The following is a 20,737-nucleotide window of genomic DNA, read 5'->3' as shown; positions in this document are numbered from 1 at the left end:
CGTGGCCCACGACGGCCGTCAGGCCGGAGACCCTGATCTGTGAGGAGCGATAGCTACGAGCCACGGGGGGGCTGGTGACGGCACTGAAAGTCCTCCTGCACGTTTGTTCACAAAGCCTCGTGTCAATGTCAGCGTGGGCGACCGCCCCTGCGCCCTGCCCGGGCGCGAAGTAGATCGATATCCCCGTCGATCAGTGCCTTCTTCTTCGCACGAGACCAGCCGTGAATTCGTCGCTCGATCGCGTAGGCGTCGTCCAGTGACAGTTCAACCGACCACGCCAGCCTCACCGGCTGGCGGTGAGCAGTGAAACCAACCTGCGCCGAGCTGTGTTGGCGTAACCGATTGTCGAGGTCGCGCGTGCTTCCGACGTAGTACTTCCCGCCCGCGCACTCGAGGATGTATACCCATGCCACGGAGGTATCTTCGTGGATGCTCGGCGTCTCTGGCAGATCGATACGATCGTCTGTGTACAGGTTCGAGGTGGCCGCGGAGCTTGTGCACTCGGGTTTGCGGCGCCCTTCGTGGCTCGTCGCTAACGCTCCTCGCACCTCAGGGAGCATGGGGTGGCGTCGCACCTCAGGGAGCGTGGCCTCCGCAGGGAGCGTGTGGGGTCACCCTCCGTAGGCTCCGGGCCTCCTCAGGGAGCGGAAGGCGTTGCGAGGGCTTGTCAGTACACGTCCCGCACATAGCGTTTGTCGGCTGCGAGGGCCTTGACGTAGGACTCCGCGCTCGCGGGGGAGCGGCGACCATGCTGCGCGACAATGCCTTTCAGTGTCGCATCGACGTCCTTGGCCATCCGTGTCGCGTCCCCGCAGACGTACACGTGCCCGCCATCGTGTAACCACTGGTAGAGCTCCTCGCCGTGTTCGCGCATCCGGTCCTGGACGTAGATCTTGCGATCCTGATCGCGCGAGAACGCGACGTCGAGGCGGGTGAGCAGTCCGTCGCCGAGCATGGTCGTCAACTCCTCGCGATAGTAGAAGTCGGTCGCCGAGTACTGCTCGCCGAAGAACAGCCAGTTCTTCCCGGTGTGCCCCAGGGCCTCGCGTTCGCGGAGGAAACCGCGGAACGGGGCGACGCCGGTGCCGGGGCCGATCATGATCATCGGGGTGTCGGGATCGGCCGGCGGCCGGAAGTGACTCGTGGAGATGACGAACACGCCGATCTCGTCGTCGGCGCGGTCGGCCAGGAAGGTCGAGCAGACTCCACCACGCGGCGTGCCGAACAGGTTGTAGCGCACGGCCGACACCGTCAGTTGGATCTCGTCAGGACTCTCCAGGGGACTCGACGAGATCGAATACGACCGGGGGACCATCGGTTTGAGGACCTGCATCCACTCCAAGGCGTCGGCGGTGACGGGATGATCGGCCAGGACATCGACCGACTGTCGCCCCCACGCCCAGTCGTTGAACTGCTGTTTGTTCCCGGGTGCGATGAGCGTCTTGAGATCGGCGGAACCGGTACGGTCGGCGACGAAACGAATGAGATCCGGTGTCACACGAGCGAATTCGATGCGGTCGCGCAGGGCGGTGTGCAACGCGACCTCATCACCGCCCACGGTCACCGACGCGTCGGCGTCGAGGCCGGTGCGGTCCAGGAACTCCTCGACGAGGGTCGGGTCGTTGCGCGGCCAGACCCCCAACGCGTCCCCGGCCTGGTACGACATCGTGCCGGCGGGCAGGTGGAACCCGAAGTTGCGCACGTCCTTACCGGACCCCTCGGAGTTGAGCTTGACGTTCCGCACGAGCGAGGTGAGCAGCGGCTTCTTCCGCGAATAGGCCGGCGCGGAACGTACCGAGGGTGCCGCCGCGGAGTCGGCCGGTTCACTGACCACGGTCACCCGGTCCCCGGTCACCCCCGAGGTGGGTGCCCGGTTCGACATGCTGATCGCCCGGATGACCTCGGTCAGCCAGCCGCCCGCCATCTCCTCGAAGTCGGGTTCGCAGTCGACGCGCTCGAGTAGGCGACGGCCACCCAGTTCACCGATGCGGGTGTCGAGTTTGCGTCCGTGGCCGCAGAAGTCGTCGTAGTTGGAGTCGCCGAGCGCCAGCACCGCGTAGTCGACGCCGGACAGGTCGGGTGCGTCCTCGGAGTTCAGCGCGTCCCAGAACGACGTACCGTTGGCCGGCGGATCGCCGTCCCCGGTGGTCGAGGTGACGAACAGGGCCGTCCCCTTCAGTTCGCCGACCTCGACATCGTCCATCGACCGCGCGTCGACCCGGAGGCCGCTGGCCTTGACGCGCTCGGCCGCTTCTGCGGCGAGCTCCTCGGCGTTGCCCATCTGCGAGGCCCAGAGCACCGTCACCGTGTCTGTGTCCGGTTCCGACGACGATGAGTCGGACCGGGGGACAGCGGGATCGGGTGCGGCGGCCGCGCGGGAGTACAGGCCGGCGAGAACACCCGACACCCAGATGCGGAGCTCGGCACCCAGCGGTGCATCGGCCGGGAGCACCGGACTGCCCGCGGGCGAGTCGCCCACGCCGGCCACCAGGCCGGCCAAGTAGAGGCGCTCGGCAGGGGTCATCGCAGGTGGTACGACACCCGAGACCCCCAGTGCGACACCGAGTTCCGTCGAACCCGCGGCGACGACCGGCGCATCGTCGACGTCACCGCGCGAGCCGGGCACCCGGATCAGGGTCACCGCACACACTTTCAGCTCCGGTTGCTGCGACAACGGATCCACCGCGTCGGACGTGACGGCATTGATCGCCAGGTGTTCACCGAAGACGTCGTTCCAGTGAAACGGTACGAAGCAGTTGCCGGGTCGCACGCGGTCGGAGATCCGCGCCGGCAACACCGCCCGGCCGCGACGGGAGGCCACCTCGACCTTGTCCGCGGCGGTGATGCCCAGCCGATCGGCATCGTCGGGATGTATCTCGACGAAGGGCTCCGGGTTCAGTTTGTTGAGCTTGGCCACCCGGCCGGTCTTGGTCATGGTGTGCCACTGGTGGGGCAACCGGCCCGTGTTGAGCAGGAAGGGGTAGTCGTCGTCGGGCATCTCGGCCGGGTCGAGGTGGGGGCGGGCGAAGAACTGGGCGCGGCGGCTGGGGGTGGCGAACGCGAGGCGCGGCGTCGACCCGTCGTCAAGGCGGTGGAGAGTCTGACTGCGACCGTCGTTGAGATATCGGATCGGGTTGCGGGCACCGGTGTCCACCGGATCGGGCTCGCCGTCTTCGGCCGGCGGGCACGGCCATTGCATCGGCGTGCGGCGGAGCCGGTCGTAGGTCACCCCGCGCAAGTCGTAGCCGGTGTTCGGGTTCGCGAACCGTTTGATCTCCTCGAACACCTCCTCGGCGCTCGCATAGTCGAAGGCGTCGGCGTACCCCATCTCGGCGGCGATGCGCGCGATGAGCTGCCAGTCCGGGATCGCCTGTCCGGGGGCGTCGAGCGCGGGTTCGAACAGGGTGAGGTTGCGTTCGGAGTTGACCATCACACCGGTCGACTCCGACCACAGTGTCGCGGGCAGCACCACGTCGGCGTACTGGTTGGTCTCGGTGTCGACGAAGGTGTCCTGGGTGATCACGAGCTCGGCGCGCTCGAGTCCCTCGATGACGGTTCGACGATTGGCCACCGAGGCAACGGGATTGGTGCAGATGATCCAGCATGCCTTGATCTCGCCGTCGGCCATCCGGCGGAACATGTCGATGGTGCCGCCGCCCACGTCGGTGCGTAGGGTCCCGGCCGGAACACCCCAGACGTCCTCTACGAACTCGCGATCCGCCGCGGATACGACGGCGCGCTGGCCGGGCAGGCCCGGGCCCATGTAACCCATCTCGCGTCCGCCCATGGCGTTCGGCTGTCCGGTCAGTGAGAACGGTCCGCTGCCGAGCCGGCAGATCGCACCGGTGGCGAGGTGGAGGTTGATGAGCGCGTTGGTGTTCCAGGTCCCGTGGGTGGACTGGTTGAGGCCCATCGTCCAGCAACTCATCCAGTTGGCTGCGTTGCCGATGAGCTCGGCCGCGGCCCGCAGGTCCGACGCCGCGATCCCGGTGATCGATTCGACGACATCCGGCGGGTACTGGGCGGCGAAGTCGGGGATCTGGTCGAAGCCGTCGGTAAACGACTCGATGAACTCGGTGTCGGTGTGGCCGTTCTCGATGAGCAGGTGCAGCAGGCCGTTGAGGAAGGCGAGGTCGGTCCCGGATCGGATCTGCAGGAACAGGTCCGCCTTGTCGGCCGTCGCCGTGCGTCGAGGATCGACGACGATCAGCTTCGCCCCGGCCTTGACCCGGTCCATCATGCGCAGGAACAGGATCGGGTGACAGTCGGCCATGTTGGCGCCGATGACCAGGAAGACGTCGGCGTGGTCGAAGTCCTGATAAGACCCGGGCGGCCCGTCGGAGCCGAGCGACAGTTTGTATCCGGTCCCGGCGCTCGCCATGCACAGCCGCGAGTTCGACTCGATCTGGTTGGTGCGCAGGAATCCCTTGGCCAGCTTGTTCGCCAGGTACTGCGCCTCCAGAGACATCTGGCCCGACACATACAGGGCCACCGCGTCGGGCCCGTGCTCGTCGACGATGTCGCGCAGGCGTCGCGCGGTGTCGGTGACGACGGCGTCGAGTGCGTCGGGCCGGAGCTGGCCGCCCCGATCGTCTCGGACCAGCGCGGTGGACAGGCGCCCGCCGGCGGCGAGCATGTCCGCGGTGGTGGACCCCTTGGTGCACAGTCGCCCGAAGTTCGTCGGATGATCGGGCCGGCCGATCGTCTTGGTGACGCGGTCGGAATTGTCGTCGAGCTTCATCTCCATGCCGCAACCGACACCGCAATAGGCGCACAGCGACATCACCGATCGGGACACGACAGATCGAGTCGGGGCAGACAGGGTCACGGGTTCCAGCGTCGGAGGTCGATGTTTCGCGACCCGAAGCCCGGCGTTACGCATCCATCAACTTGACCTCACAGAACTCGGTCCCCGATGTGAAAGGCCGCCGGAACCGCAGGTGAACGCCGACTCCGTCACTTGAACGGGTGGGTTTCGGCGTTGCTCAGCCGGATCTCAGCCGGGGTGGATAAGACTGTAGCCATGCGCATCCTCGTGGTCGATGACGATCGGGCCGTCCGGGAGTCGTTGCGACGGTCGCTTACCTTCAACGGCTACAGCGTCGAGACCGCGGGCGACGGCATCGAGGCACTCGAGAAGATCCTGGCCGACCGGCCCGACGTGGCGATCCTCGACGTGATGATGCCTCGGCTCGACGGCCTCGAGGTGTGCCGCCGGCTCCGCTCTGCCGGTGACGACCTCCCCATCCTGGTGCTGACCGCACGCGACTCGGTGTCCGAGCGGGTGTCGGGCCTCGACGCCGGAGCCGACGACTACCTTCCCAAGCCGTTCGCCCTCGAGGAACTCCTCGCCCGGTTGCGGGCGCTGTTGCGCCGTGCCTCGCCGGACGAGGACGCGGATTCGGAGACCCTGACGTTTGCGGATCTGTCGCTCGATCCCGTCACCCGCGACGTCACCCGCGGCGAGCGCTCGATCAGTCTGACGCGCACCGAGTTCGCCCTGCTCGAGATGCTCATGGCCAATCCGCGCCGGGTGTTGTCGCGCAGCCGCATCCTCGAAGAGGTCTGGGGCTACGACTTCCCGACGTCGGGTAATGCGCTCGAGGTGTACGTCGGCTATCTCCGGCGCAAGACCGAGGCCGACGGCGAACCCCGACTGATCCACACCGTGCGCGGGGTCGGGTACGTCCTGCGGGAGACGCCGCCCTAGTGATCGGCAAGTCGTCGAACTCGACGTCGCGACACCCGAAGACCCCGGATCTCCTCCGCGACCGCCTCACCCGGGCGATCACGGGGCACACCACCGGTGTCGGGTCGGACGAGAAGGAGATGCGGGCGCCGATGCCGCTGATGCGCGCGGTGTCGCTGCGTACCCGCGTGACGATCCTGTCGGCGACCGTCGTGCTGGTCTCGGTGAGTCTGATGGCCGCGGCCGCGTATTTCGTCGTGTATCGCGCGATGTACAACGATGTCGACCAGCAGCTCGAGAGTCGCGCCGACGGGATGGCCGCGCTCGCCCGCGCGGGGGTCCTGCGTACGCAACCCGAGCAGCTGGTGGCCGGAACGGTGTTCTCCACCAACATCTCCATCGCGCTGGTGACCCCCAGCGGCGAGACGTATCTCATCGGTCAGGTGCCGTTCGACGACGTCGAGCGCGGCATCGTCCGGTCGCCGTCCGTGCCCGGTTCCACGCAGCAGAGCCTGCGCACCACGCGCAATCAGCGTGTCCTGACCCGCAAACTCGACGACGGCAACACCCTCGTGCTCGCACAGAGCCTCATCCAGACCGACCGAGTGCTCAAGCGTCTGGCCTGGGTGCTCTTCGTCGTCGGTTGCGGCGGGGTCGCCCTCGCCGCCCTGGCCGGGACGACGGTGGCGCGAGCCGGGTTGCGGCCGGTCTCACGTCTCAACCGCGCCGTGGAGCGGGTCGCGCGGACCAACGACCTGACGCCCATCCCGGTGACCGGCAACGACGAACTCGCCAAGCTCACGGTCAGTTTCAACGCCATGCTGCGCGCCCTCGACGAGTCCCGGGATCGGCAGGCACGTCTGGTCGCCGACGCCGGACACGAACTGCGGACCCCGTTGACCTCGTTGCGGACCAATCTGGAGTTGCTGATCGCCGCGAGTCGTCCCGGGGCGCGGGCGGTACCGGAGGAGGACATGGTCGATCTCCGTGCCGACGTGATGGCGCAGATCGAGGAATTGTCCACGCTCGTGGGCGATCTCGTCGACCTCGCCCGCGAGGACGCGCCGGAAGTGGTCTACGAGGAGGTCGATCTCGCCGAAATCGTGGAGCAGGCCCTCGAACGAGTTCGACGCCGCCGCAACGACGTCGAGTTCGAGGTCGACCTCGCCCCATGGTTCGTGTTCGGCGAGGCACATGGACTGTCGCGTGCGGTGCTGAACGTGCTCGACAACGCGGCGAAGTGGAGTCCTCCCGGCCGCACGGTGCGCGTCGGCCTGACCCAGGTCGGGATGTCGACCGCGGAGCTCACCGTCGCCGATGCCGGTCCCGGAATCCCCGAGGAGGACCGGGGTCTCGTCTTCGAGCGGTTCTATCGGTCGACGCAGTCGCGGTCGATGCCGGGATCGGGTCTGGGACTGGCGATCGTGCGTCAGGTGGTCGAACGACACGGCGGCACCGTGGTCGCCGACACGTCGCCGCTCGGGGGAGCGCTGATCCGGATGACCCTGCCGGGCCGGGCAACTGCGGCGGAACCATCCCCGCAGGTGATTCGTCAGTAGAGGAGAAGCGGGTGGCGCCGGGCCGACGACTCGGTTGTCGACGACTGCGAACAGCCTTGAACTCGCCCGGTGTGACCTGGTCTCGGATCACCTAGGGTTGACCGAAGGCGCAGTTCGGGTACGACGATGCCGAGGTGTTGCGGTCCCGGCCCGGCCACTGACAAAAAGCACCGGCGCATGGCCGGGCCGACGAGGAAGAGACGAAGATGACGACTGGCGGTTCGCACGGTGACGGCTCCTACGGGGGCGGTCAGCACGGCGGTGGTCAACACGGTGGTGGTCAACACGGTGGGGGCCAGCCGGGCGGGGGCCACCGCGCGGCGTCCGGCAACGAGGCGTCGGGACAGGGCGGGCCGTTCGGTCCGCCGTCGGGCTCCTTCCCCGCACCGGGCGGCCAGGGCTACCCGGGTACCAACGCGCCGACATCGTCGTACGGCAGGCCCGGGACGAGTCCGTTCCCGCCCCAGGGCAACTTCGGTCCGGGTCCCTCGTACGGACAGTCGGGACAGCCGCCGTTCGGCTCCCAGCCCGGCTTCGGGAACCAGGGCCCGGACGGCCCCTCGGCCGCACCCGCCAAGAAGAAGAGTGGCGGACGCCTCGTGGCGCTGGGGGTGGCCGGACTCGTCCTGGCGTTGGTCGCGGGCGGTGTGGGTGGCGTGGCCGGATACAACCTCGCCGAGTCCGACGGTGGTTCCAGTTCCAGCAACGGTCCGCTGGGCGGCGATCCCGGCAACGACAACACGACGCCGGTCGCCGCGCCGGCCGGTTCCGTGCAGGAGGTCGCGGCCCGGGTCACCCCGTCGGTGGTCTCCATCGAGGTCGCGTCCGGCGGGGCGATGGGTTCCGGCTCGGGCGTCGTCCTCAGCGAGGACGGCGTCATCATGACGAACAACCACGTCGTCAGCGCCGGCGGCAACGGCCCGGCGTCGAGGGTTGCGGTCAACTTCGCCGACGGTTCGCGGGCCGAGGCCCGTGTCCTGGGCGCCGACCCGATCTCCGACATCGCGGTCATCAAGGTCGACCGCGACGACGTCACACCGATCACCGTGGGCAACTCGAACAACCTGGCCGTCGGGCAGGACGTGATCGCGATCGGTTCACCGCTGGGACTCGCGGGCACCGTCACCACCGGCATCATCAGCGCGCTCAACCGTCCCGTGCTGACCTCGCGTGACCCGGGGACCAACACCACCTCGGTCATCGACGCCATCCAGACGGACGCGGCGATCAACCCGGGCAACTCCGGCGGTGCCCTGGTGAACGCCCGGGGCGCGCTGATCGGGATCAACACCGCGATCGCCACCCTCGGTGGGGGTGAGCAACAGGCCGGTGGCAGCATCGGACTCGGGTTCGCGATCCCGATCGACCAGGCGATCCGGGTGGCCCGGGAACTCGAGGCCACCGGCAAGGCCAGCCACGCCAACATCGGTGTGTCGGTACGGCCGAGCGGCGCGTCCGACGCACCCGGAGCCGTCGTCACCGCGGTGACGCCCGGCGGTCCGGCCGCGAACGCGGGCATCCCCGAGGACGCGGTCATCACGAAGGTCGACGACCGCGTCATCGCCTCCGGAGACGCCCTCGTCGCCGCGGTCCGATCGCACGCCCCGGGCGACACGGTCACCGTGACGTACCTGGACAACGGCGCCACCAAGACCGCCCAGGTGAAGCTCGGCACGCTCGAGGCCGGCTGACCGCCCACCACAACTGCATCGAGGAGGCTGTTCCGGCGCCCACCGCGGGCGCCGGCACAGCGCAGCACGAACGACCGTTTCGACGGTCCCACCCATCGAGAAAGGGCCTGTCATGTCCGACGCTGCTCCGCGCAACCCGGGTACCACCGCTGTCTCCGCCGAGACCGATCTCGACGAGAACTCATTGGACGTCCGCCTGGCGGGCGGGCCGGGTCCGGTCGACCCCGCCGACGTGGTCGCGGCCGACGCCGCGGCACGGGAGTTCGTCGCGCGCCACGAACAGGCCGCTCACCGCCCGCAGGGCGAAGAGATCGGTCGTGCGCTGGTCGTCGTCGTCGACGACGAGGCGGCCCACGGTGAGGACCAGCGTCTGCTCGGGCCGCTCGTGAGCGAATTGCTGGCCGAGGCGGGGTTCCACGTCGACGCCGCCGTGGTCGTCTCCGGGGACGAGGTGGAGATCCGCAATGCGCTCAACACCGCGGTGATCGGCGGAGTGGACCTCGTGGTCTCGGTGGGCGGCGTCGGCGTCGGCGCCCGGGATGTGACGCCCGAGGCCACCGAACCCCTTCTGGACCGGCGTCTGCGGGGTATAGAAGAGGCCGTCCGCAGCTCCGGTCTGGCGGCGGGAGCCACCGACGGCGGACTTTCGCGCGGGCTGGCTGGAATCTCCGGACAGACACTCGTGGTGAACCTGGCCAACTCGCGGGCTGCGGTGCGCGACGGCATGGCGACTGCCGCACCCCTCGCCAAGTACGTCATCGAGTCGATCAGCGAGTTCTGAGCCGGTCGCTCGGCAGGGCCTCCGAGCGGCCCCGAAATCTGTTCAGCAATACAAAGAAAACTCCTGGTTAACAGGGTGACGGGCCACTTTCGATGGGATATCCGACCGGTGGGAACAGAGTCTTCAGAACCCCGGAAATTGCCGATGAACAGCGATGATGACGCCGCGCAGCAGCGAGCTGCGCGGCGTCGTCGTCTCGACGCGGTGTTCGGAAACACCCTTCCTGAACTGACTTCAGACGAGAGTGACGAACATCACACAGGGTGCTCTAAGGATTGGTACGAGGCGCAGCGGCCGCCGCATCACGGGTGATTTCGCTCTTTACGTACGTAGTCACATCAGCGTGTTTTCCTGTCGTTAACTTTCGCCGTTCTATCGTTGGCGAATCCGAGATTCACGCTGGTGCGTGCCCTCTTCGTGACACGGCCGAGTCCTCCTGTTGCCCGAGTTGAGACCGCTCCGATAACGTTCGGCTCGACGACGCGCGGTCCCCAGAGTCGGGGACCGGGGGGAGTCCTGCGATCTGTCGCGAGTGACAACGCAGCAGTGACCAGGAATTCGATGGATTCTCAACGACAGCTAAGGCATGCGTAAGAGCTGGCTTGGTGGTAACTGTGTGGAAGCCCATCGAACGTCGTGGGTCATGACTTGCGGGTGTGAGTGCATTCCGCGGGGTAACAGCCGAATCCTGTGAGAGGGAACGAATGAGCAAGTTCAGCAAGCTTGGGCTGCGCCGCGCCGCGGGCGCGGTCGCGATCGCCTCGGCCGCGGTCGTGGGCCTGGCCGGCATGGGCGTCGGCGAAGCGGCGGCAGCTCCGCTGGCCAACGGCTACAAGGTGGCCTCGGGCATCGATGGTGAGAAGGTTCAGACCTGGCGTACGCAGGAGTCGCAGTACTCGGTCAAGCGTGTTGCCTACAACGGTGGCCTTGGGCGTACAGCGGTGCTGTCAGGTGTGTACACCTCGAAGGCGACTGCGGAGGTCGCGGGATCGCTGAAGGTCTACGTCATCGCAGGCTGCCAACTCGATGTCAGTAGTCTCCAACTCGGAGGTGGCGGCGGACTCTCGCTCGGAGGCTCCCCGCTGATGCCGGCGTCCCCCACCTTCGGACTCAATGGAGGCGTTTCGATCCCGATTACGCTGGGCGAAGCTGCAGTGGTCGAGGTTGGTGACAAGGATATCTCCGAAGGCGGCGTGGCCTCGATTCAGCTCCAGGACTTCGAGATCAATTTCCCCAATTGTGGTGGTTATGCTTCGGCCCGCAGTGTTACCCAGACGATTGCCGCCAAGGGTTACAACATCGAGGATGATGGCTCCACCGTCGAAGGTGAAGGCACCCTCCTCAAGTCCACCCTGTACGGCCAGCCCTTCTTTGTGAGCTGAGCGACAGCAGATTACAAGCATCTCTGAGATCTACCTGCTCGCGAAGCAGAACTACTTTCCACGAAGGGGAATCATGAACAAGAACATCACGCGCCGCGTGGTTGCGGCTGCCGGGCTCACCGGTGTCGTGGCGATGGGCCTCACCAGCCTCGGCGCCGGCGGAGCTACCGCTGGTCCGCTGCCCGGTGGCAAGATCACCAAGAACCTCGTCGACGGCACCCCGATCACGGTCCAGCTGTTCGATGAATCCGTGACCGTGACGAAGCCCCTGATCAACGTGCCAACCAACCGTGAGGTCTGGGCGTCGGGCAAGGTCAAGGTAACTGTTGGCGGCAAGGCCGAAGGCGGCGAGATCGAGGCCGGCTACATCGTGGGTTGCCAGGTGCACATCGGTGCAGAGGGTCAGGCCGGAGGCGGAATCGGTTACAGCGGGACGATCGATGATCCTGCTGGCGGCACGCTTGGGTGGGACAGCGACGACGGTTACGGTACCCCCGGTGTGGGTGCCGGATTCGAAATCGGCCCCGGACAGGTGACGTACGTGCCGATCATTCAGGAGGAGAACGACGACGATGATGCCGTCAACTCCTATACTTTCGGCGGCAGCTCGGGTGGCGTGGCTTACAGCCAGGAGCAGTTCACCATCGATCGCTGCGCTGGCTTCGCCGAGGCCAAGGCTAAGGTGACTGTCACAGTCGAGACAGATGCGGTCAAAGGCATCGTGACCCTGTATGGCAAGCCGTTCAGCCTTGGCTGATCGCCTCTTTTACTACGCCGCGGGGCGGGAATCCGACTGGGTTCCCGCCCCGCGGTCGTTCTTGTGAGGTCGGTTCGGTGTCGCTGTGAGTCTGCTGTATTCGGCTGTCTGGCAGTGAAACTCATCGGTCCTCGGTCGTAGTCTCGGTGCCGGCGGTGCTCATCCCGCCGGTGAGGAGCCATCGACATGTCCACCGCCACCGAACTGCGACCGGTTGACGATCCGAGCGCGAGCGACGTGGGGCCACGCGTCCCGACGCCGGAGTCCCGTCCGGCGACTCTCACCGTGTCGATGACCATCCGCCGTTTCGCGCCCTTGGTCGCCGGTCTGAGGTGGCGTCTCGCGCTCGCCGTCATCTGCCATCTCGTGCAGGTCGGCACCACGGTGGTCACCGTCGCGCTGTTCGCGCACATCGTCGACGACGTGCTGGTGACCGGCGATCTGAGCGCGCTGTCCACCCCGATGATGATCTGGGTGGGTGTCTCCCTTCTCGGCGCCGTGTCGTCGTATGCGGGCGGGATCCTGACCGCAGGCGTGACCGAGACGGTACTGCTGCGTCTCCGGGGTCAGCTGTACGCGCACATCCAGCGACTCGCGCCGCACACGCGGGACCGGTTCGGTGACGGAGACCTGGTGTCGCGCACCACCGCCGACGTCGAGGCGGTCGACAGTCTCGTGTCGTCGGGTGTGGTCTCCGGCGTCGTCGCCACCGTGAGCCTCCTCGTCTACGGTGCCGCCGCCTTCGCGACCAACTGGCAGTTGGCCCTCGTCGCCGCCGTTCTCGCGCCGCTGCTCTGGGCGACGGCCCGCCGATTCGGCGCCGTGGTCAAACATGCGTCGCGTCGCGAGCGGCAGGCTGCCGGCCGAATCAGTTCACTGGTCGCCGAGGGGATCGGCAACATGGTGGCGTTGCAGGCCGACAACCAGACCTCGCACCACCGAGCCCGGGTCCTGGAGCAGAACCGCCGATGGCGGGAGGCCCGGATGTCGGAGTCCCGCGCCGGGGCGGCGTTCGCCGAGGCGGTCACGGTCGTCGAAGTGCTCTGCATGATCGTCGTCATCGCGTTCGGGGCGTGGCTCATCGCCGGCGGTGATGCGCAACTGGGCACGCTCATCGCCCTGACCGGATATCTCGGGTACCTCTACCCGCAGATCCAGGCACTCGGCGGTCTGCTCGTCGAGGTCACGTCCGCGACCGCGAGCGCCGAACGGGTGGCCGAGGTCCTCGACGCGCCTGCGGGTGTCGCCGAACCGATTGCGCCCGAATCGATTGCGCCCGAATCGATTGCGTCCGAACCAGCGGCCATCGACCCGATTCCGGCCCGTCGTCCGGTCGCGCCCGCATCGGTGAGTCTGTCGTTGACCGGGGTGTCCTTCGCGTACCCGGACAACGGGTCCCGAGTCCTCGAGGACGCCCACCTGGAGATCCGTGCGGGCGAGACAGTCGCGGTCACGGGACCCAGTGGTGCCGGCAAGAGCACCCTGACCCGTCTGCTGCTTCGTCTGTACGACCCCGACGCGGGGTCGATCCGACTGAACGGCACCGACATTCGCCACCTCGACGTGAGCGATCTGAGAGAGCACCTGTCGGTGCTGCATCAGCGGCCGGCGTTGATGCGCGGCACGATCGCGGACAACATCCGCTTCGGCTGCACCACGGCGACCAGAGCGGACATCGCAGCTGCCGCGCGGGCCGCAGGGGCCGCCGAATTCATCTCGCGGATGAACGGCGGCCTCGACGCCGAGGTCGTCGAACGTGGGGAGAACCTGTCCGGTGGTCAGCAGCAGCGAATTGCGCTGGCGCGCACTATCCTTCGGAACCGCCCGGTACTCGTCCTCGACGAACCGACCACGGGCCTCGACGACGAGACCGTCAGCGGGATCCTCGAACCACTCGCCAGTGTCGCGTCACTGCGGACCACTATCCTCATCACCCATGATCCGCGTGTGCTCGACCTCGCCGACCGGACAGTCGAGTTGCGCGACGGACGGTTTGCCGATGCGGCTCCGGTGGCGCCGCGGTCAGGCGAGGGCGCGCTCGTAGAACGACCACGAACGGTGCAACTGGTCCTGCCAGTACAGCCATGAATGGGTTCCCGCCGGCGGGAGGTCCACCGTCGCCGGGATGTTCAACTGCCCGAGACGATTCAGGAGCTGGACGGTGCAGCCCAGGGTGGCGCCCTCGATGACTCCGCCCACGACGATCTGGTCGGCCAGGGTGTCCAGGTCCTTCACGTAGCGAGGATTGTCGTACTGCCCGGGCAGACCGCCGGCGTTCGAGATGTAGAGCTTCTGGCCACGCAGCTTGGCGGCGTTGACCACGGGATCGTGGGCGCGCCAGCCGGAGCCGCCGTACGGACCCCACATGTTGGTGGCGTCGCCGTCCCCGCGGATCTCCACGACGAGTCGGATGTATTCCTGACCGAACGGGTCGGACGTCGTCGGACATCCGCTGTAGGAGCCGACGGCCTGGTAGAGATCGGGATGCTCGATGGCGAGATTCAGCACCGACGTCGCCGACGAGGAGATCCCGCCGATGGCGTTGCGCCCTGAGGTGTTGTAGGTGGCATCGACGACCGCGGGGAGCTCCTTGCCCAGGAAGGTCGACCACTTGTGCACGCCGAGAACCGGATCGGGCTTCTGCCAGTCGGTGTAGTAGCTGTACTGGCCGGCGTTCGGGATGACCACGTACAGGTTCTTGTTGCGCGTGAACTCGACGATGTCGGTCTTCTCCAACCAGTTGGCGCGATCCTCGCCGCCGCCGGCACCGTTGAGGAGGTAGAGCACCCCGCGCGGCTTGGACTCGTCGGCCGGCTTGATCACGGTCAGCGGTACATCACGGTTCATCGCGTCGGAATGCACGACGATGTCGGTCACGCGCCCGGGCGATCCGGCGTCGACGAGTCGTGGTGCGGCGCTCGCCCCGCCGGTCATCGGAGCGACGAGCGAGATGCTGAGCGCGACCGCCGCTGCCATCCCGAGCTTGCGCAAACCTCTGTACACGTTTCCTCCTGATCGGGAGACGACGAGCCGATGATCCGACTCGCGCTGGCTCCTGTCATCTGTCACGGGTCCGACCTCGCGTCCGGACCGCTGGGACTGCTGCCGCTCACGCTCTCGTCGTCGCCGGCCGCGGCGTCTGCCGGCGCCAGTCCGCACCGTCGGGCGTAGATCCCGCCCGCGGCGAGCAGCTCATGGTGGGTCCCTGCTTCGGCAATCACCCTATCGTCGAGGACGACGATCTGGTCGGCCAACGCCGCGGTCGCCATGCGGTGGGTGATCAGCAGGGTGGTGGTCCCCGCACGCAGACGGTGCAGGGCACGTTGAACGAGCAACTCCGTGCGGGGGTCGGCGGCGCTCGTCGCCTCGTCGAGAATGAGGATCCCGGGCGACGCGGCAATCGCGCGCGCGACGGTGACCAGCTGTTTCTCGCCGGCGCTGAGGTTCTCGGATTCCTGGCCGATCACGGTGTCGATGCCATCGGGGAGCGCTGCGACGATCTGCGCGACGTGGCTGTCCGTGAGAGCCGCATCGACCGCACGGCCGTCCTCGATGCCGAAGGCGATGTTCTCGCGGACTGTCCCGGTGAACAGCCACGGTTCCTGGGTGACGACGGCCATGTCCGCCCGTGCCCGGTGCGGTCCGAGTTCGACGAGATCGACGCCGTCGATGGTGATCGAGCCCCGGCTGGGTGCGTAGAACGCCTGCAGGAGATTGGTCAGCGTGGTCTTGCCCGACCCGGTGGTCCCCACCACGGCGGTGGTCGTGCCGGGCGCCATCCGGAAGCTCACCGAGTCGAGAACGGGGTTGTCCTCCTCGTAGGCGAAGCCCACGTCGTCGAAGACGATCTCGGGCGGGAGCTGGTGCCGGCCGGACGAGACCGGCACCGGTCGGTCGGTGTCGGCGCCGCCGTCCTCGGGAGCTTCGAGCACCTCGCGGACCTTGCTCGCCGACACGGTGCCGGACTGCACCTTGGTGACGAACCCGGCGAGTTCGCGAACCGCGCTCGTCAGCTGCTGTGCGAACACCACCACAACCTGAGCCGCCCCGAGACTGAGGTGCCCGTCGACCACCATGATCCCGCCGAGGACCGCCAGGATCAGGAACACCAGGGCGTTGACCGCGGTGAGGACCGAGGGCAGGGAACCGCCGATCCACTGGGCAGAGCGGACCGACGAGAAGAGTTTGTCGTTGAGGTCGTCGAAGCGGCGCGCGGCGGTCGGTTCGGCGTTGTACGCCTGCAACATCCGGCGCGCGCTGAGTTCCTCTTCGATGTGCCCCGTGAGCGCGGCCGTGGTCGTCCAGCGGGACTCGAGGTGCGGTCGTGCCCGGCGGGCGAGCAGGACCGCGGCCAGCGCCGACACGGGTGCCGCGACCAGGGCGACACAAGCCAGCATCGGGGAGATGACGAACAGCACGGCGGTGACGACGAGAAGCGTCAAGGCATTCGTCGGAACGGTCACCAGCACCGGTGCGATCACCGTCGCGGCGTTGTCGGTGTGGGCGGTCAGCTTGCTCACCAACACACCACGTGTGGTGTTTTCGAAGTAGCGCCACGGAAGACGGTGGATCTTGTCCTCGATGCGTGCGCGCAACCCGGCCACCGACCGCTGCACGGCGACAGTCAGCAACCGGCCCTGGGCGAGGTTGCAGACCGCGGCCGCCACGAACACCCCGACCTGGATCGCCAGCAGCGTCCAGAGCAGTCCCCAGTTCATCGTCGCGTCGCCGACCGTGCCGTCGACGATCACGTTGGTGACCGCACCGAACAGGATCGGCGCTACGACGCCGCCGACCGCGGCGAGGATCGCGAAGAGGGAGATGGACGCCCCACGTCCTCTGCTCAGGTCGAGTTGCCGGACGATCCAGCGCAGCGATTTATCGCGCCGTCGAGCCGTCGGTCGGTCTGCCGACGCCTGCTTCCCCCTCGGCCCGACCGCCGGCGCCTGCGATCTCTGGTCAAGCATTGGTCACCGACTGCGCGTAGGCGATCTCCCGATAGATGTCGCTGCGTGACCGCAACTCCGAATCTGTTCCGAGGCCGACGATCCGTCCCGCGTCGAGCACCGCGATGAGGTCCGCATGCTGGACCGACGACACACGCTGCGCGGCGATCAGGACCGTCGCATCCGGATCGGTCCGGCGCAACCGTCCGATGATCTGGGCCTCGGTGTCGACGTCGAGAGCGCTGAACGGGTCGTCGAGGACGTACAGCGCGGGCCGGCGGAGCACGGCACGCGCGAGTGCGAGCCGTTGGCGCTGACCACCGGAGAAGTTGCGTCCCTCCTGCGCCACCGTGGCGTCGAGAGCGCCGGGTCGAGCCGAGACGAAGTCGGCCGCGGCGGCGACCTCCAGGGCGTCCCACAGCTCGTCGTCGGTGGCGGTCGGTCGGGCGATCCGGAGATTGTCGGCGACCGTCCCGGTGATGAGCTCCGCACCCTGACCCACGAAGGCGCTGCGTGCGCGAACCCAGGCGGGCGCCAGGGCGGTCACGTCGGCGGCATCCCATCGGAGCACGCCCGACGTGGGGTCGGCGAACCGCAGGGGTAGGGACAGCAGCGTCGACTTGCCGCTTCCGGTTCCGCCGAGGACGCCGGTCACCGTGCCGGGTGCGCAGAACAGGGAGACCTGGTCGACGGTGGGGGACTCGGCGCCCGGATAGGCGACAGACACCGCGTCGAAGACGATCGCGGGCGGTGAGGGCGCCCGGCCGTCACCGGGGTCGCCGGGGTCGAGCGGCTCCGTGTCGAGTACCTCGGTGATTCGTCCGGCGCTGGTCACCGCACGCGGGATGACCCCGGCGATCATGGTCAGCAGCGACACCGCCAGCAGGATCTGGGCGAGATAGCCGACCGTCGCGGTGATCTGGCCGATCTGCATCTCACCGCGGTCGACGAAGATCGCACCCAGCGCGGTCACCGCGACCACGGCGAGGTTCGAGACCACGGTGACCAACGGCAGCATCAGGACCTGCAGTCGGCCGAGGCGCAGGGCCACGTGGGTGAGTTCGTCGTTCTCCACCGCGAACCGGGCGCGTTCCCGGTCCTCTCGCCGAAAGGTGCGGATGATCGCGATCCCACGCAGCTGCTCGCGCAGCACCCGGTTCACGACGTCGAGGCGACGCTGCAACTGCGCAGCCCACGGCACCAGACGCCGGACGAGGACGGCGACGAGGACGACCAGCACCGCCCCGGCGACCACCAGCACGGGCGCCATCCGCCAGCCCTGCGCCAGCGACAACACCAGCGCGCCGAACAGCATCAACGGCGCGGTCACCACGACGGTCAGGCTGATGAAGAGGAATCCCTGGATCTGGCCCACATCTCCGGTGGAGCGCGTCAGCAGGCTCGAGAGGCCGATGGAGTGGACCTGCGGATCGCTGAAGGCGCTGATCCGACCGTGCACACGCGTGCGGAGGTCGCGAGCCGCGCTCGCCGAGATATGGGAGGCCAGGAATGTGGCACCGATCGACACCACCAGGTTGACCACGGCCACCACGACCATGAGCACCCCGACGCGCTTGATGGTCGCCACGTCACCGCGCAGGATTCCGTCGTCGATGATCGCGGCGTTGAGAGCGGGCTGGGCGAGCGTGGTGAACACCGACGCGAGCTGGAAGACGACGAAACCGGCGCAGGCCCAACGGGTTGTCCGGAGCGCGTCGAACAGGAGCGCGAGCAACGCGCGTACCTCATCCTTGCTCATCGAGCGGGTGACGGGCATCTGGTGAGGCTACTCCGGGTCGTCGTGACGCTGGCGCGGTGGTTTGCTCGGTGACGGAAGCCGCTCACGCCGGTTCCAGCGCAGTCTATGCAATTGATCCATGTGGCAAGCTCTTACCAGGAATGCTGATCAACAATGTGTCTCAAACGATTGTTAAATGGAGTGTTCAGCGATCAATTCGAGGAGCTCCAGAGACGAAGAAAGCCGCTCCGCAGTTGACCACGGAGCGGCTCAGTATTCGGGTCGTTCAGGCGGGTGCGTCTTCAGAACCCGATTCGATCGAGCCGGTGACGAGTTCGACGATAGCGTCGGAAATTGCGCCCTGAATCACTTCTGCCATGAGATCTCCTTCGTCGGTGGTGGTGCATACGTGCTCGCACGCACTTCGATTGGCGAGCACGTCGCAGACAGTACGTTATTCGATTACAGGAGGGCTAGCATTTCGTGCGGGGTCGATAAATAGGGTTGACCGCAAGAGTTCGGCGTTCGGTCATCTCTCGGTCATCGTCGTGATGGTGAGGGGACAAATACTAGAAGAGTTCTCGCAACCCCGTATGGTTCAGCTTTCCGAATGCCAAGACCGGGGTTGTTGCTGACCGGTGGCGCGTACAGGCAATCGATGTGCTGATATGAACCGATGACGCATCGCGTACAAGTGGGCGGCACGACGACCCGACATTTGGTCGAATCGGATCAAGATGCCGCCCTCGATCTGCTCGAACACGGCCTGCGCGAGGTCCCGGTGTACCGATGGCTGATCGGGCGGGACTCGCCAGTCGAGGCGTACCGCTGGTACGGAGAAATCTTGTTCGTCGAGTACCTGCGAGGCCTACACGGAGTCTTCGACGAGTGGGGTGACCTCATTGCGCTGATCGCGGTCTCGGCCCCCGGTGACGAGGCCGGGCGGATCGACGAGGACATGAAGGCGCGCACCAAGCATCAGGTGCAGGTCATAGACGGCTTCATCCACCGCTTCACCGAGTTGCAGCGGAAATCGGAGGAAGCGCAGGTCGCGGAGAATCCGATCCGGGTGATCTTCGCGCTCGTCCATCCGGATCATCGGCGAGGCGGGACCCTCGCCGGGCTGGTCGACCCGGTCATCGAGCGCGGCCGTCGCGAAGGCCTGCCGGTCACGTGCAGCACGAGTGACGAACAGCTGTCGGCCCTCTACGCGCGCCGGTGGGACGCGCAGGTCCGGGCTCAGTTCACCCTGACCGACGGGCCGACCGTCTGGGTGCAGCGCGTCGATCCGCCGGCGTGAACTGGCACTGCCCCTGAGGTGCCCTCCCCATGCTCCCTGAGGTGTGAGCGAAGCGCCCTCCCCATGCTCCCTGAGGTGTGAGCGAAGCGCCCTCCCCATGCTCCCTGAGGTGTGAGCGAAGCGAGTGTCCATGGCCATGAGAAAGTCCCCACTGGTGGCCAGGTCGAGGTCCCCGCTGGTGGCCAGATAAAAGTCCCCACCCTGTGTTCGTCGTGTCGACCCGGAACTGAGGGCCCAGGCGATGACGGTGAAGGTGCCAACCGATCACCATCACCGCCTGGGAGTTCCATTGAAGTCTGCGAAGGACCGTATGGACATCATTTCTGCTTACCGAGAACTCGGAAGCTATCGCGCCGCAGCCGAGGTGTGCGGCACCACCCACAAGACCGTCAAGCGTGTGGTCGACCGGTTCGAAGCCGACGATCAACCACCCGATCGCAAGGAACGGGCCCGCAACTACGATGCGGTCGCCGAGTTGGTCGCTGAGCGAGTCGAGCGGTCACACGGCCGGATCACCGCCAAGCGACTGCTGCCGGTAGCACGTGCCGCGGGCTATGAGGGCTCGGCCCGCAACTTCCGTCGTCTCGTCGCCCAGGAGAAAACACAGTGGCGCCGTGATCATCATCGTGGCCGCCGCCCGGCGGTGTGGGCTCCGGGTGACTACCTGGTCATCGATTGGGCCGTAATCGGCGGGCTGCACATGTTCTGCGCGGTGTTGGCGTTCTCGCGGTGGCGGTTCGTTCGGTTCGCCACCAACGAAACATCCACCACCACACTCGGATTCATCGCCGAGGCGTTGGAAGAGATCGGTGGAGTGCCCAACAAGGTACTCGCTGATCGGATGGGTTGCCTCAAAGGTGGAGTCGTCGCCAACGTCGTCGTACCCACCCCCAC

Annotated in this window: 14 protein-coding genes; 9 read left to right on the top strand and 5 right to left on the bottom strand. The window is 67.0% G+C overall.

Features of this window, described 5'->3' with window-relative positions:
* Positions 1 to 128 precede the first annotated feature (128 nt).
* Entirely contained in the window at positions 129 to 413 is a 285-nt protein-coding gene (locus ACFUEJ_RS03390) for a GIY-YIG nuclease family protein (protein WP_388027767.1), read from the bottom strand.
* Between the two features lie 254 nt (positions 414 to 667).
* Complete coding sequence (locus ACFUEJ_RS03385; RefSeq protein WP_388027765.1) at positions 668 to 4,783, bottom strand: molybdopterin-dependent oxidoreductase; 4,116 nt, start codon at positions 4,781 to 4,783, stop codon at positions 668 to 670.
* Positions 4,784 to 5,023: 240 nt separating this feature from the next.
* Here ACFUEJ_RS03385 and ACFUEJ_RS03380 point away from each other — a divergent pair, with 240 nt between their 5' ends.
* From ACFUEJ_RS03380 to ACFUEJ_RS03350, 7 genes are all read left to right on the top strand, one after another.
* Positions 5,024 to 5,710, top strand: a complete 687-nt coding sequence (locus ACFUEJ_RS03380; protein ID WP_058251501.1) for a response regulator transcription factor — start codon at positions 5,024 to 5,026, stop codon at positions 5,708 to 5,710.
* Positions 5,710 to 7,248, top strand: coding sequence for a HAMP domain-containing sensor histidine kinase (locus ACFUEJ_RS03375; protein ID WP_277244454.1), 1,539 nt, complete (start codon positions 5,710 to 5,712; stop codon positions 7,246 to 7,248). Before ACFUEJ_RS03380 ends, ACFUEJ_RS03375 begins: the two co-directional genes overlap by 1 nt.
* Positions 7,249 to 7,454: 206 nt before the next feature.
* On the top strand, positions 7,455 to 8,939 hold the full coding sequence (locus ACFUEJ_RS03370; protein ID WP_388027585.1) for a S1C family serine protease: 1,485 nt from the start codon (positions 7,455 to 7,457) through the stop codon (positions 8,937 to 8,939).
* A gap of 112 nt (positions 8,940 to 9,051) precedes the next feature.
* A complete protein-coding gene (locus ACFUEJ_RS03365) occupies positions 9,052 to 9,720 on the top strand; it encodes a molybdenum cofactor biosynthesis protein B (RefSeq protein WP_058251498.1) in 669 nt (222 codons plus the stop codon).
* A 704-nt stretch (positions 9,721 to 10,424) separates the two neighbouring features.
* Positions 10,425 to 11,102, top strand: a complete 678-nt coding sequence (locus tag ACFUEJ_RS03360) for an MspA family porin (RefSeq protein WP_388027582.1) — start codon at positions 10,425 to 10,427, stop codon at positions 11,100 to 11,102.
* Between the two features lie 73 nt (positions 11,103 to 11,175).
* The gene (locus ACFUEJ_RS03355) at positions 11,176 to 11,859 is read left to right on the top strand and encodes an MspA family porin (protein ID WP_388027579.1); all 684 of its coding nucleotides are present in this window, start codon (positions 11,176 to 11,178) and stop codon (positions 11,857 to 11,859) included.
* 186 nt (positions 11,860 to 12,045) lie between these two features.
* Positions 12,046 to 13,947: an ABC transporter ATP-binding protein gene (locus ACFUEJ_RS03350; protein WP_388027576.1), complete on the top strand. Its 1,902-nt coding sequence runs from the start codon at positions 12,046 to 12,048 to the stop codon at positions 13,945 to 13,947.
* Here the strand turns inward: ACFUEJ_RS03350 and ACFUEJ_RS03345 are convergent.
* The 3 genes from ACFUEJ_RS03345 to ACFUEJ_RS03335 form a co-directional block, all read right to left on the bottom strand.
* Complete coding sequence (locus tag ACFUEJ_RS03345; protein ID WP_388027762.1) at positions 13,882 to 14,835, bottom strand: alpha/beta hydrolase; 954 nt, start codon at positions 14,833 to 14,835, stop codon at positions 13,882 to 13,884. The genes ACFUEJ_RS03350 and ACFUEJ_RS03345 overlap by 66 nt on opposite strands.
* A gap of 89 nt (positions 14,836 to 14,924) precedes the next feature.
* Complete coding sequence (locus ACFUEJ_RS03340) at positions 14,925 to 16,826, bottom strand: ABC transporter ATP-binding protein (RefSeq protein ID WP_388027574.1); 1,902 nt, start codon at positions 16,824 to 16,826, stop codon at positions 14,925 to 14,927.
* Positions 16,819 to 18,582 carry an ABC transporter ATP-binding protein gene (locus tag ACFUEJ_RS03335; protein WP_388027571.1) on the bottom strand — a complete coding sequence of 588 codons (1,764 nt, stop codon included), beginning with the start codon at positions 18,580 to 18,582 and terminating at the stop codon, positions 16,819 to 16,821. Before ACFUEJ_RS03335 ends, ACFUEJ_RS03340 begins: the two co-directional genes overlap by 8 nt.
* 637 nt (positions 18,583 to 19,219) lie before the next feature.
* On the opposite strand from ACFUEJ_RS03335, the gene ACFUEJ_RS03330 reads away from it, so the two are divergent.
* Positions 19,220 to 19,843 carry a hypothetical protein gene (locus ACFUEJ_RS03330; RefSeq protein WP_159370356.1) on the top strand — a complete coding sequence of 208 codons (624 nt, stop codon included), beginning with the start codon at positions 19,220 to 19,222 and terminating at the stop codon, positions 19,841 to 19,843.
* A gap of 289 nt (positions 19,844 to 20,132) precedes the next feature.
* The coding region (locus tag ACFUEJ_RS03325) for a helix-turn-helix domain-containing protein (RefSeq protein ID WP_388027569.1) at positions 20,133 to 20,737 on the top strand (605 nt) is incomplete at its 3' end.

The sequence above is a fragment of the Gordonia sp. NPDC057258 genome (assembly GCF_042668985.1).
Taxonomy (GTDB): Bacteria; Actinomycetota; Actinomycetes; order Mycobacteriales; family Mycobacteriaceae; genus Gordonia; species Gordonia hongkongensis.
Note: the sequence above shows the minus strand (reverse complement) of the source record. Positions and strands in the feature narration are given on the sequence as shown.